Source organism: Kibdelosporangium banguiense (assembly GCF_017876405.1).
GTDB classification, from domain to species: domain Bacteria; phylum Actinomycetota; class Actinomycetes; order Mycobacteriales; family Pseudonocardiaceae; genus Kibdelosporangium; species Kibdelosporangium banguiense.
The window spans coordinates 792777-806108 of the sequence record NZ_JAGINW010000001.1; the positions used below are offsets into that span (position 1 = coordinate 792777).

10 protein-coding genes are annotated in these 13332 nt (G+C 67.9%); 5 read left to right on the forward strand and 5 right to left on the reverse strand.

The genetic code is table 11. The features are described 5' to 3' along the window. Window positions 1-28: 28 nt before the first annotated feature. A complete protein-coding gene (locus tag JOF56_RS03760; RefSeq protein WP_209634421.1) occupies window positions 29-646 on the forward strand; it encodes an HAD family hydrolase in 618 nt (205 codons plus the stop codon). A gap of 210 nt (window positions 647-856) precedes the next feature. On the opposite strand, the gene JOF56_RS03765 is transcribed toward JOF56_RS03760, so the two are convergent. Then, a complete protein-coding gene (locus JOF56_RS03765; protein WP_209634423.1) occupies window positions 857-1855 on the reverse strand; it encodes a DUF8189 domain-containing protein in 999 nt (332 codons plus the stop codon). Window positions 1856-2129: 274 nt separating this feature from the next. Further along, window positions 2130-2603, reverse strand: coding sequence for a MarR family winged helix-turn-helix transcriptional regulator (locus tag JOF56_RS03770; protein WP_209634425.1), 474 nt, complete (start codon window positions 2601-2603; stop codon window positions 2130-2132). A gap of 84 nt (window positions 2604-2687) precedes the next feature. Between JOF56_RS03770 and JOF56_RS03775 the strand changes: the two genes are divergently transcribed. After that, window positions 2688-3881, forward strand: coding sequence for an FAD-dependent oxidoreductase (locus JOF56_RS03775; RefSeq protein WP_209634428.1), 1194 nt, complete (start codon window positions 2688-2690; stop codon window positions 3879-3881). Between the two features lie 36 nt (window positions 3882-3917). Next, window positions 3918-4811 carry a hypothetical protein gene (locus tag JOF56_RS03780; protein WP_209634430.1) on the forward strand — a complete coding sequence of 298 codons (894 nt, stop codon included), beginning with the start codon at window positions 3918-3920 and terminating at the stop codon, window positions 4809-4811. An 88-nt stretch (window positions 4812-4899) separates the two neighbouring features. Here JOF56_RS03780 and JOF56_RS03785 read toward each other — a convergent pair whose 3' ends face one another. Next, window positions 4900-8139, reverse strand: coding sequence for an SdrD B-like domain-containing protein (locus JOF56_RS03785; protein ID WP_209634432.1), 3240 nt, complete (start codon window positions 8137-8139; stop codon window positions 4900-4902). A gap of 194 nt (window positions 8140-8333) precedes the next feature. Continuing rightward, on the reverse strand, window positions 8334-8945 hold the full coding sequence (locus JOF56_RS03790) for a TetR/AcrR family transcriptional regulator (RefSeq protein ID WP_209634435.1): 612 nt from the start codon (window positions 8943-8945) through the stop codon (window positions 8334-8336). Between the two features lie 128 nt (window positions 8946-9073). Here JOF56_RS03790 and JOF56_RS03795 point away from each other — a divergent pair, with 128 nt between their 5' ends. Then, window positions 9074-10546 (forward strand): APC family permease, encoded by a 1473-nt coding sequence (locus tag JOF56_RS03795; RefSeq protein WP_209634438.1) that lies wholly within the window; start codon window positions 9074-9076, stop codon window positions 10544-10546. Beyond that, entirely contained in the window at window positions 10543-12150 is a 1608-nt protein-coding gene (locus JOF56_RS03800) for an amidohydrolase (protein ID WP_209634440.1), read from the forward strand. Before JOF56_RS03795 ends, JOF56_RS03800 begins: the two co-directional genes overlap by 4 nt. A 53-nt stretch (window positions 12151-12203) precedes the next feature. On the opposite strand, the gene JOF56_RS03805 is transcribed toward JOF56_RS03800, so the two are convergent. Further along, a complete protein-coding gene (locus JOF56_RS03805; RefSeq protein WP_209634443.1) occupies window positions 12204-13211 on the reverse strand; it encodes an RNA polymerase subunit sigma-70 in 1008 nt (335 codons plus the stop codon). Window positions 13212-13332 lie beyond the last annotated feature (121 nt).

Here is a 13332-nt window from a genome sequence, read left to right on the forward strand (position 1 = left end):
TCCCTACCATGGGTTTGAGGAGGTCATCATGCGTGACGGGAGACTGCTGACAGAACGCGATCACGTGCTGGTGGCACTCGACGGACCGATCGCCGAGCTGCCGCCCCCGCCATCGGCTGCCGACCGGCTGCGGGTGATGGTGGCTGAAGGCGGGCTGCCACGGAAGGTCGCACGAACCGACGACCCGTTCGTCGTAATCGCCCACGCGGCAACGATCGGCCCAGCCACCGAACAAGCGGTACACGCGCAGCTGTGCCGGATCGAACTCGAGGTGCTGTCCACCGCGCCGGCCACTGCTGGCGTCCACAAGGCCTTTGCCAAGATGGCCGCCGTAGGAACCCAGATCACCGTGGTCACCAGCCTGTCGATCACGGCAGTCCGCACATTCCTGGTGCTGCACGGACTGCTGGACCACGTGCGGCACCTCACCGGACGCACCGGCCCGGACAGCTCAGGCCTCCCACCGGCCCCTGACCTGATCACCGCGGCGATCCACCACTGCGCCATCCCAATGCGGTCATGCCTGTTCGTCGGCAGCACGGACACCGACCTCAAAGCCGCCCGCGCGGCAGGCGTCGAAACCATCCGTCCCCCATGGTCCGACGATGCACTGATCCCGCCGCCGGTACCAGTTCAGCAACGCTAGAACAACGCCCCGCGTCCACGGCAGCACGATATCTGGGATCCCCACAAGGACATGACTTTGGCTCTGCTCGGCGCCGTCGTGGCAGTCATCGCCCAGCGACGCCGTGCTCCCGCACCAGATATCCATTCGATGACACCAGCGAGATAGCCGACAAGGTCCTGGCTGTGCAGAACTCGGTCCAGGACCTTGCCGATCCCGCTGGAGGGAGCATCAGTCCACTGAGATCCAAGGGGTCCATCCGGTGGTGGCAGTCCAGTACTGCCGGTACACCTTCTCGTCGAGCCGGGCGATGACAAAAACGTCGAGCCGCTGGCCGTTGAAGCCCCATGTGGCACTCGGTGAGCTGCCCGCCCCGTCCTGAGGCGGCGGCCGGGTGGCCCACTTGCCCCATCCGGCGTCACTGGTCCAGGTCAGCTGGTTCAGCCGGCCGTGTGGGTCGACCCCGAAGACGTCAAGCCGGGTACCGGGCGCGGTCCATGACGCGGACGGGTTGGTTCCCAGGGTTCCGCCGAGGTCCACCCAGGTGCTCCACCCGGACGGGGTCCAGAACATCTGGTGGACATGCTGATTGGTCGAGGTGACGAAGACATCCAGCCGGCTGCCGTCGGCGGTCCAGGTGGCACTAGGCGAACCACCGGACATGACGGGCGGACTGTGCAGATCGGTCCAGGGCGACCAGCCGTTCGCCTTGGTCCACGTCAGCTGGACGAGTTTGCGGTTGACGTCGATGGCGAAGACGTCGATCCGGCCGCCGTCCATGGTCCACGACGCGGTCGGATAGCCCGGGATCGCCAGTGCGCCACCGAGATCGACCCAGACGCTCCACCCGGAGCCCACAGTCCAGGTCCGCTGGTAGAGCCGGCCGTCGAGGCCGATGACAAAGACGTCCAGCCGACTGCCGGTGCTGGTCCAGCTGGCGCTCGGGCTGTCGGTCAGGCTGGTCTTGGGCGGCGCGCCCAGATCGCGCCAGCCGACCCACGGGCCACCGGCGGTCTGGAAATTCTGTTGCAGGGTACCGGCGCAGGAGACCTGGAACACGTCGATCCGGCCGCCGAGGCCGGACGTCCGCGACGCCGCCGGCGCGGACAGGAAGGCGTTCACCTGGGACGCCGGCCGGGCATCGGCCGGGCTCGACTGGGCCGGGCCGCCGAACGCGGTCAGCAGGACGACACTCAGGCAAAGGATGATGGGATGGGCAACTCTGGCCACTTCTCTCCCTTCACGCACGCGAGGAGTTCACTCTCAGCGGGACGCGAAACACCGGTAGCCCGCGGACAGTGACGAGGAAGTACCGGTGCTGGAGTGCACGACGTGCACCCTTGGCATCAACAGCACCACCAGTAAGAATGCCCTACTCGCACACCGGTCGTCAGCCACCGACCGGCGCCCAGCACAGCGGCCAAAAGGCTGAAAAGGCTGCCACACAGTCGAAACACGGCAGCCGCGTACTGGATCGTCCACATAAGACAGTTGCGCGAGCCGGTCAGGCCTGACCGGTCAGCTCACCGGTGGCGTCCCGCTGGACAGCGGCCGACCGGCGCAGGAAGTCGAGAATCAGCGCGAGCTGCTCATCGGTGTAACCGGCGTACAGCGCCTCCAGCCCGGCGACGAAGGTGTTGAACAGCACACCGAAGCTCGCCACGTGTTCCTGGTTGATCTCGACGATCACCCGGCGGCCGTCCTCGCGGTCGCGCACCCGGCGGACAAATCCCTTGCGCTCCAAGCGGTCGATCAGCCCGCTCACCGACGCGGGCGCAAGCCCCGTGTGCGCGGTGAGTTCTCCCGCGGTCAACGGACCTTCCCGCTCCAACAGGTCGAGAGTCTTCTCCTCGGTCATCCCCAGCCCCATCCGAGCGCCGATGGCGGCGTGGAACATCACCGCGGCGTTGCTGTTCTCGCGGCCGGCATGGTGCAGCGCGGCGAGTAACTCGCCACGCCGATCCGCGTCACTTGACACTCACGCCCCCATCCCCATACATTTCGTTCGGACGAACTAAATAACCGAGCGTCAGCAGACTAGCAGTTAGCGGTGGAGGGCACAATGACCAGGGCATTGATCATCGGAGCCGGTGTCGGCGGCCTGACCACGGCCATCGCATTGCGGCGAGCCGGCATTGAGCCGGTGATCTACGAGGCGTACGACGAGCCGGACGACTACGTAGGGTTGTTCCTGAACACCGCCTCCAACGGTCTCGACGCGCTGCGCGCCCTCGACGTCGACATCGCCCGCCGCGCGGACGGATTCCCGATCCCACGCATGATCATGTGGAGCGGCACCGGAAAGCGGCTCGGCGAGGTCGCCAACGGAACCACACTGCCAGATGGCACGGTGAGCGTCTGCGTCCGGCGCGGCGAGCTGCAGAAGCAGCTGCGCGCGACGGTCCGCGACGCCGGTATCGCCATCGAGTTCGGCAAGCGTCTCGACTCCTACCGGAACGTGACCGGCGGCGTGACCGCGCGGTTCACCGACGGCACCGAGGTCACCGGTGACCTGCTCATCGGGGCGGACGGCATCCACTCCCGTACCCGGCGACTGCTTGATCCCCACGCACCAGCACCGCGTTTCACCGGGCTGCTCAGCGTCGGCGGGTTCAGCCGCGGCACCGGGCTGGAGCCGACCACCAACACCCAGCACTTCGTCTTCGGCAAGCGGGCCTTCTTCGGCTACCTGGTCCGCGAGTCCGGCGAGACCTACTGGTTCGCGAACCTGCACCGGCCCGACGAGCCGAACCGGCAGGAGCTGGCTGGGGTGACACCTGGGCAGTGGCGGCAGCACATGCTCGACCAGTTCGCCGACGACATGCCGGTCGTCCGGCACATCCTGAACAACCTCGTCGGTGAGGTCGGCGCCTACCCGGTGTACGACATCCCGACCAGCCCGATCTGGCACAGCGGGCCGGTCGCATTGATCGGCGACGCGGTGCACGCCACCTCCCCGTCCGCAGGCCAAGGCGCCTCGATGGCGATGGAGGACGCCGTCGTGCTCGCCCAGTGCCTACGCGACGCACCCGACACCACCACCGCGTACACCACGTACGAGCGGCTGCGCCGCCCTCGCGTCGAGAAGGTCGTGGCGTACTCGAAGACCCTGTCCAACAGCAAGACCGCCGGTCCCGTCGCCCGGGTCTTCCGCGACCTGATGATGCCGGTCGCGCTGAAGCTGTTCGCCAGCCCCAAATCGCACGCATGGATGTACGACCACCACATCGACTGGAACCACCGCATAGCCGCCTGAGGCGGCAATGGTCCACATAGCACAGAGGAACAGCCCATGTCCTTATTCACCAAGAGAATCACGGCCGTGGTCACAGCGGGCGCGCTGTTGACAGCGGGGATGGCCCAACCGGCAGTCGCACGGGAACAGGCCGGCAACGTCATCGAAGTCGTCGGCACGTCAGCGGGCTTCACCATGCGTGACAGCAACTCCGCCGGCCAGGTCACCTTCACGGTAAGCAGTTCACACCCACAAGGTGGGCTGTTCGCGCTGTGGACGCTGCGTCCCACGGCAACACTCGACGACGCGCTCCCCTACGCAAAGATGGGACTGTCCGACACCAGATCCGAGTCGATCGCGGGCGGCCGAGGCCTTCAACAGCGAGTGGAGGTGCTCGGCGGGGCGGCAGTGCTGCCAGGTCAGCCGGTGTCGTTCACCGCACAGCTCCGGCCAGGCACGTACTACCTCGTCAACTACCAGGACTTCCGCGAAGGCGGCGTACCGCAGGCCGCCGCGCGCCTGCACACATTGACCATCACCAACAGGTACAGCCCTGCACCCCCTCCTCTGGCCCACGCCACCGCCGTCTTCACCCTCGCCAACGGCAAAGCGGCATATTGGATGCCAACCCAGCTACGGCGCGGACAGCCACTGCGGATGATCAACGCAACGCCCCAACTGTCCGAGGCCGTCTTCATGCCAGTACGCCCCGGCACCACCCAGGAACAGATGCGGCAGTTCTTCGCCGCCGCCGACAAAGAAGAATGGGACGTCGACGTGCCGTTCACCGGTGGCCCAGTCGGTCTGCCCGCCCTAAGCCCGAATCACACGACGATCATCCAGACCGCACTGCAGCCTGGCCTGTACGCACTGGTCACCTGGTACCCGGACTTCCGGACCGGCAGAATGCTCGCCGCGGAAGGCAAATTCGAGCTGGTCACGATCGTCTGACCGGTGTCCCGGCGAGGCGTGACTCCAAGAACGCGGTGGCCGGGATGCTGATCATCCCGGCCACCGCGTTCACGTCACTGCTTCGGTGCTAGCTTGCCCGCCTCCTTCGGCCGGCACCCACCATGCCGTACCCGATCAGCAAGAGCGCCAGGCTCAGCACCGCCAGGCCTGCCACGCTCACCCCGGTCGAGGCCAGCCCAGCCGCTATCACGGATCCGTACGACTGCGGAGCAATGGGCCTCTCCAGCTCGCCAGGCACTGCTGGGCCAGGCATCGGCTCACCACGCACCGGTGAGCCGGGCACCGGTTGCTGGGTGTCCGGGAACGGATCCTCCTGCTGCGGGCCGGGCACCATCAGGATGTCTCCATTGTTGGAACCCCATCCCGAGACGTAGAAGGACCGCCTGAACTCGTCGAAGAACTTCCATGGTCCGACCACCACCAGTTCGTACTGGCCCGCGGGCAGATCGCTGAACGAGAACTTGCCGTCGGAATCGGTCCGGGTCTTGGCCACCGGCAGGTGGGTGAAGCCGTCGAGCAGCACCACCTTGGTGTCCGTGATCGGGTCACCGGGCTGCGGGAACTCCGATTCGTCGCCCTCCAACGGCCGCACGAGCCGCCCCGAGCCGCTGCCGGTCACACCCGGAACCCGGGCCCGCACAAAGACCCGCGGGTACCCGGCCTCCGTATGCCCCTGCGCGCCGAAGCCGCAGGAGGCGAACACGTCACCGGATTCGCGGCTGCCCACCGGCACCTTCTCGGACACGTCGAAGACCCGGGTCGTCCCGGCCGGGACTGTCACCCCTCCGGCAGCCTTGTCCAGTTCGCCCCAGCCGGGACCACCGGTCAGGCCATTGGGAGCCTCGGACGTGCAGATCGCCTTGACGCCAAGGAGATCCACGGTGCCCTTGTTCTCCAGCGTGACGGTCAGGTGGGCGATCTCCCCTTCCTCATAGCTGTCCTTGGTGAACGCGAGAGCCGGCACCAACGTGTCGGACAGCGGCCGTACCGCCTTGATGAGCGCTGTGTGACCGGACTTGTCGAGCTGGACGACGTCGAGCCCGGTTCCGCTCTCACCAAGCGGCACCCATCTGCGCGCCGGGTCCTCGAACCAGACGTAGTACTGCCCGGTGTTCAGCCCCGGGAACGCGAAGCTGCCGTCGGGTTTCGTGGCCTGGTCGAATGACTTGGGCGGTACACCGCCCGAGATGCGGACCACGATGCCGCCCAGGCCCTCGCCTTCGTCGAACTTCCCGTTGCCGTTCGCGTCGGCGTAGATCCGGCCGGCGTAGTCACCGGTGGTGATCGTGACCGGCGCGCTGATGTCGAAGAAGTTGTTCTGGTAGTAGCTGTCGTAGCCCTTCAGGGCCGCCTCGGCCGACCAGGTGACGACGCCACTCTCCGGAGCCCGGACGGTTCCGGTGACATCGAGCACCCTGGTCGCTCCCGCCGCGATGTGTGCCCCTCGGCCGAAGGCGCCGAGATCGCCCAGGGTGTCCTCGTTCACCACGAGCGCGGCCGGGTTCGACCAACTGTTGTGGTGGATCCGCACCTCATCGGCGTCCGCCTCGCCGACGTTGGCGACGGTCAGCTTGACGTGCACCAGATCGCCGGACTCGTACGCCTGCTTGTCGAACTCCGCGGTCACCCGCACGTTGGCGAACTTGCCTTCCTGCCCTTGCCGGGGTTCGACGAAGAACTCCTGCACGCGCTGCGAGGGGTCCGCTACGACGGAGAGCACCGCGGTGAAGTTCTTCCACTTCCACGGATCGGCAATCCGCAACTCGTACGCACCGGCCTGCAGGTTCTCCACAGCGAACCGGCCGCTGTCGTCCGTGCGGGCCTCGCCGAGGATCACACCGGTGTCCTGGTCGGCGACCTTGACCGTCACCCCGGACCGCTCCTCACCCGGATCCACTCGGAAGTTGTCGTTCAGGTCCTCGGCCACCAGACCCACGCCGGTCGCGCGGACGCCCAGCACGGTGGCCCTCGCGCTGCCGGAAACCCTTGCCTGTAACGGATAGTTGGCCGGTCCGAACGAGCACGACACGGAGACGTACCCGTGCCGTGGCGACGCGACCGGCACCGCCTCGGTGACCTCGACGGTCTTGACCCCGTTCGCCGGAACCGTCACGCCCTGCGTACCGGCAGCCAGATCGCCCCATCCGGGGCCGGTTCCGGTCAGGTCCGGCCCGTCCTCCCCATGCGAGCACTGGGCGACGACGCCAGCAAGCGGGCGCGCACTCGAATTGCGCAGGGTCACCGTGACCTTCGCGGTGTCTTCAGGGGCGTAGTTGGACTTGTCCAGCTTCATGCTCACGCGCAAGGTGTCGAACAGGCTGCGGATGGCCGTGATCGTGACGTTCGCGTATTTGCCGGAATCGTCGATCGCCAGGTAGTCGAATCCGGATCCGGAAAGGCCGGGGACGACCCATGGGTACGACACGTTTCGGTAGTCGATCCAGTAGTCGCCCACCGGCAGGTCGAGAAACTCGAACCGGCCCTGGGCATCGCTTGTCTTCGTCCACGTTCCCTGCTGGCCGGAGACGTTGATCGTCACCCCGCCGAGTCCCTCACCCGGATCGATCGTGCCGTTGTTGTCCTTGTCGGCGATGATCGCGCCGGCGAAGACACCGGTCGCCTGGGTCAGCGGGATCTCGATGAAGGTGGCGTTGTCGGCCGGGTTGGCGTCGCCGGTGTCCGCGGTGACCTTGGCCGAGAACGTCACCTTTCCCTTGCCGCCCTGGAGAATGCGGCCGGTCAGCTCGGCCGTCCGGCTGGTGTGCGGTTCGATGCGGGCGCCGGGCTTCGTCCCCAGTGGACCCCAGGCGCCCGAGACATCCAGGTCGCCGCCACCCGACGCACGAACCCCTTCCGCGGCAACAGAACCCGTGTTCTCGACGGTGACCCGCACGGTGGCCAGGTCGCCGGCTTTGTAGGTCGTTTTGGCGAAAGCGGCCGAGACCTTGAGGTCGGCGAGGCCATCGCCGGCCGGCGCCGGGCCGGCCGAACGGCTCGACGGCGGCGCCGGGACGGGGGCCACGGACGGGTCAGCCGATGGAGTGGTCGTCGTGGCCGGTTCCGGCTTGGTGCTCGAGGGCGGGGCCGGATCGGGAGAGGGCGGCGGAGGTGGGGTGGTTTCCCTTGGTGGTGGGGTTTGCGAGGCCGACGGTGGAGGTTCGGCCGACGTGGTGGTCGGTGGCGTGGGTTCGGTGGTGGTTGGTTCGTCCGCGGCGGCGGTTCCCACAGCCAGGCCGCTGTAGAGGACAAGGGCCACGGAAAACGCGCCGAGTCGCGCGGCGAATCGGCGCATTGATCTTCCAGACAACGACACTCCCCAATGTCAAGTCTGTGCTTACGGCACCCCGACGGGCGCGAGAACCCCCATGCCGCCCCAGACGTCCAGTGTGATCGACAAGATTACCAGCGGCCCCTTGTCACCAGGACCGTTGACAGTTGCCAGATAACCGGGCTGGTTCACCGACGGGCTTGCTCAGCAGGACGCAGAGCGTCCATTGTGGATCAATCGGCGCCCAACCGACGGCGCAGGCCCGTCACCAAGGCGTCCAGGCCGACGTCGAACGCTTCGTCGGCGCGGTCGCGTCCCCGTGGCGCGGCGGTGATCGCGTCAACGAGTGTGGGCAGGTCGTCCCGTTCGGGACGCCACACGTCGTCCGGCGCCGCGAGATCGAGTGCCGCTCCCAGCGCGTAACAGTCGAGGACGCTGATCCAGAGGACGACGTCACGCATGGGGACGCCCGCGCCGCGCAGGAGGATCGCGATGCGTTCGTAGCCGTGGAGGACCGAACCCGCGGTCATCGTCTGCTCGTTCAGCAGCGGGATCAGGCTGGGGTGTTCGGCCAGCGCACGCCGGTAGCCGCGCATCCACTGGCCGACCTGCTCGCTCCAGTCGCTCCCGTCCAGCGGGGGCGGGTCGATCGCCGTGGCCATCCGTTCACGCAGCGCCTCGATGATCGCCGTCCGCCCGCTGAAGTGGTGGTAGATCGAAGACGTGCTCACACCGAGCCGCGTGGCCAGCTCGGCCATCGCCAACCGGCCGGTGTTGTCGACGCACGCCAAGGCGGCATCGAGGATCGTCTCGGTATCAAGCAACCGTTTTCGTCGTCTAACCACAAATCCTCCACGATATCCGTCGCCGCAGACCGTATTCATACACGAAATCCTTGACGACCCTCTCTCGCTGGCGCATGCTTAAACGAATTTCGTTCGGTTAAGCATCGCAGGCCCGAGAGGACGCCACCATGGCCGGATCTTTTCCTGACCGCGAGCCCGATTCCCTCAAGCGCGGTGTCCTGGGCACGGGAAGTCTCGTCTTCATGGTCGTGGCGGCGGCCGCCCCACTGACTGTCATGGCCGGCGTCGCGCCGCTGGCCATCATGGTCGGCGGGATCGGCGCACCGGCCGGATACCTGGCCGCCGGGATCGTGCTGACCGTGTTCGCCGTGGCGTTCACCCGGATGACCCGGCACGTGGGCAGCGCCGGCGCCTTCTACGCCTACATCGCCAAGGGCCTCGGCAAGGGCTGGGGACTCGCCGCCGCGGTGCTCGCGCTCATGTCCTACAACACCTTGCAGATCGGGGTGTACGGACTGCTGGCCGCGCAGGCCAAGGCCACGCTGGCCGACGTCTTCGGGCTGGACGTGCCGTGGCCGGTCATCGCGTTCGTCGCCGTCGCGCTGGTACTCGTCGTCGCCTGGCTGGGGATCGACGTCGGCGCGAAGGTGCTCGGTGTGCTGCTCGTCCTCGAATCGGGCATCCTCCTGCTGATGGCGATCGGCGTCCTCACGCACGGCGGCGCGTCCGGCCTCGACACGAAGTCCTTCACTCCCAGCGCCGTGTTCAGCCCTGCCATGGGTGGCGTGCTCGCCTTCAGCTTCGCGGCCTTCATGGGCTTCGAGTCCACTGTGCTGTACCGCCGGGAGGCACGCGACCCCGAGCGCACGGTCCCCCGTGCCACCTACATCGCGGTGGGCTTCATGGCCGTCTTCTACTGCTTCATCGTGTGGTCGGTCATCCAGGCCTTCGGCAGCGGCCAGGTCGTGGACGCGGCCGCCGGGGACATCGGAGGCCTGTTCTTCACCGCGATCGGCACCTACGTCGGACCCTGGGCCGCCACCGTCATGCACCTGCTTGTGATCAGCAGCGTCTACGCCGGGCAACTCGCCTTCCACAACGCGATCACCCGCTACACCCACGCCCTCGCCCAGGACGGGCTCCTGCCTGCGTGGATCGGGAAGGTCCACCCCCGGTACAGCTCGCCCTACCGCGCGAGCATCGTGCAGAGCGTGCTCGCGGTCGTCGTGATCGCGGTGTTCGCGATCGCCGGGGCCGACCCGTACACGAAACTGCTGCTGTGGGTGAACACCCCGGGCGTGGTGGGCGTCCTGGTGCTGCAGACCCTGACCGCGATCGCCACCGTCGTGTACTTCCTGCGGCGCAACAAGGCCGCGAGCACACCGGTGGCAGTGACCGCCGGGATCGTCTCCTCCGTGCTCCTGGCGGTCGCCACCTACATCCTCGTCGACAGCGTCGGCCTGCTGACCGCCGCTTCGACCACCGTGAACGTGGTGCTCGTCAGCATCGTGCCGGTGACACTGCTCATCGGCGGCGCGGTAGCCGTCTGGTTGCGCAAGCGGCGGCCCGACACCTACGCGCGCATCGGCGAAGCCGACGGCGGCGAAATCCAGTCCACCCCCGAAGGGATCCCCGCGTGAAGCCGGACCTCGTCGTCTGCGCCGACACGGTGCACACCCTGACCGGCGACGACCGGCCGGTCGAGGCGATCGCGATCACCGGCGGCATCGTCACCGCCGTCGGTGATCGCCGGGATGTCCGCGACTGGCGCGGTCCCGGGACCGACATCGTCGACCTCGGCGATGCGACGGTGACCCCCGGATTGATCGACGGACACCTGCATCCTGTGATGGGCCTGCAGCTCACCGCCGACGTCGACCTGTCCTCCGCCCGCAGCATCGACGAGGTGAGGCAACTGCTGGCGGCCGCGGCGGCCGGCCGGGCACCGGACGAATGGGTCCAGGCGTGGGGCCTGGACCCCAACGTCTTCGGCGGCCAGCCGGTCACCGGCGCCCCCATCGAGACCGCGGTCGGGGGCCGACCGGCCTTCGTGCGGCTGTTCGACGCCCACTCCGCGCTGGCCACCCCGGCCGCGCTGCGACTCGCCGGAGTCGACGGTCCCCGGCGGTTCGCCCAGCGATCGAGCGTGGTCTGCGACGACACCGGACAACCGACCGGCCTGCTGCTGGAAGCCGCCGCCATGGACCTGGTCACCGAGCACATCCCCCGGGAACCAGTCGCGGTGCGGGCGGCCCGGCTGCGCGCGCTGCTCGGCGACATGGCCGCCACCGGGCTCACCGGCGGCCACGTCATGGACCTGCTCGGCGACAGTGCCGAAGTCGTGGCTGCCGCCGAAGGACTCGGCGACCTCCCGTTGCGGCTGCGGTTCGCCCCCTGGTGCGAACCCGGCATCGACGCGGACGGACTGGCCGGGCTGATCGCCCTCCAAGGACGAGGCGGCCGCCGTTGGGAGATCGGCGGCGTGAAGTTCTTCATCGACGGCACCATCGACAATGGCACCGCATGGCTGGAAGACCCCGACACCCATGGCGAATCGACCGACAGCTTCTGGACCGACCCCGCCGACTTCACGAAAGCCATGCACACCCTCGCCGCTGCCGGCGTCCCCACCGCGACCCACGCCATCGGCGACGCTGCCGTGCGGCACGCCCTCGACAGCCTCAACGAACTCGACGGCCCCACGACGGCACCACACCGCATCGAGCACATCGAGACGTTGCCGACCGAGCTGATCTCCCGATTCCGGCGGCAGAAAGTCGTCGCCAGCATGCAACCGACCCACAGCCATTTCACCCGGGCCGACCACACCGACAACTGGTCCTCCCGCCTCGGCGCCGAACGCGCCAACCGCGGCTGGCGCTGCCGCGACCTGCGCGACGCCGGCGTTCCGGTCGTCCTGGGCTCCGACTGGCCGATCGCCCCCTTCGACCCGCGCCGTATCCTCGCCGCCGCACAGCTACGCCGTCCCGCGGGTGAACCGGACATCCCGCCCGTGCAGCCAAACCAGGGCCTGACCCCACTCATGGCATTGGAGGGCTACACCTCTCTCGCTGCCGCGGCCGCCGGCCGGACCGGCGGAATCACGGTCGGCACGCGAGCCGACCTGACAGCCTTCACACTCGACCCGTTGGGCACCGCTCCCGACGAACTGGCCGACGCACCGATCGCGATGACCATCGTCGACGGCACGATCGTCCATCGTGGCACCACGCCCTCAACGTAAGGACACACCAGCAACAACTCAGTACGCCGGCACCAGGGCTGGTTGCCGTGTGATCACAGTGCCGGGGGCAGGCCCAGCCATGGTTTGCCGGTGGCGTCGAATCCGGTGAGCTCGGCGATCTTCCCGTCGACGACGTGCAGGACCGCGATGGCGAACAGCCGGTACTCCGGGTCGTCGGGGGTGCGCAGGTACAGCACGGCGGCAGGCATGCGGTTGACCGTCGTGGTGATACCGCGCCAGTCGTCGTGGCCGCGCTGGAAGAGCCCGCCGGAGACCCAGCCGTCCACCGCGTCCTTGGCCCCGATGGTCACGGTGCCCGGATCGGGCAGCATCGCGAAGCGCAGGTCGTCGCGCAGCAGGGACATCAGCCCGTCGAGGTCGTTGCGCTCATGGGCGTCGATGTAGGACTTCACCACGCCGCGCTCGTCATTCGACAGCTCGTGGGTGGCGGTGCCGCGCCAGTCAAGGCGACGGTCGGGCAACTGCTCGCGCATCGTCACGCGCGCCCGCTGCAGTGCGCTGGTCACCGATGCGACGGTCAGATCGAGGGCGTCGGCGGCCGTCGACGCCGGCCAGCCCAGGACGTCGCGCAGGATGAGCACCGCCCGCTGTCGCGGCGGCAGGTGCTGCACGGCGACGATGAACGCCAGCTCGATCGTCTCGCGGGCCACCACCGATTCCTGCGGGTCCTCGGGGAGCATCCGGTCGGGGTAGGGCTGCAGGTACAGCATCTCGGAGCCGGAGTCCGGCAGCCCGGACGGTACGGGTGTGCGGTCGTTGCGCTTGTCCAGCAAGTCGAGGCAGGCGTTCGTCGCGATCCGGTACAGCCAGGTCCGCAGCGCGGCGTGGCCCTTGAACGACTCCCGCTTGTGCCACGCCCGCAGGAACGTCTCCTGCGTCATGTCCTGGGCGTCCTCGTAGTTCGCGAGCATCCGGTAGCAGTGCACCTGCAGCTCACGCCGGTGGCGTTCGGTGAGGAGCGCGAACCGCGCTGTGTCGTCTGAGCGGACCGCCGCGATGAACGTGGCCTCGTCGGCGCCCAGCGGTCTGGCGTCGGTCATGGTCATCAATCCTTCCACCGGTACGAGAGGGCTACCAGAACTGACGACGCGGCGCAGGATTTCTGATCGGTGAAGTCGCTGACACCGGGCCGCCGCCTCAAGTGATCCTCATCTGCCGGAA

What these genes read in the sequence shown, in the direction of transcription:
- JOF56_RS03760 (WP_209634421.1), top strand. Translation starts at nt 29, where the DNA reads ATGCGTGACGGGAGACTGCTGACAGAACGCGATCACGTGCTGGTGGCA.
- JOF56_RS03775 (WP_209634428.1), top strand. Translation starts at nt 2,688, where the DNA reads ATGACCAGGGCATTGATCATCGGAGCCGGTGTCGGCGGCCTGACCACG.
- JOF56_RS03780 (WP_209634430.1), top strand. Translation starts at nt 3,918, where the DNA reads ATGTCCTTATTCACCAAGAGAATCACGGCCGTGGTCACAGCGGGCGCG.
- JOF56_RS03795 (WP_209634438.1), top strand. Translation starts at nt 9,074, where the DNA reads ATGGCCGGATCTTTTCCTGACCGCGAGCCCGATTCCCTCAAGCGCGGT.
- JOF56_RS03805 (WP_209634443.1), bottom strand. Translation starts at nt 13,211, where the DNA reads ATGACCGACGCCAGACCGCTGGGCGCCGACGAGGCCACGTTCATCGCG.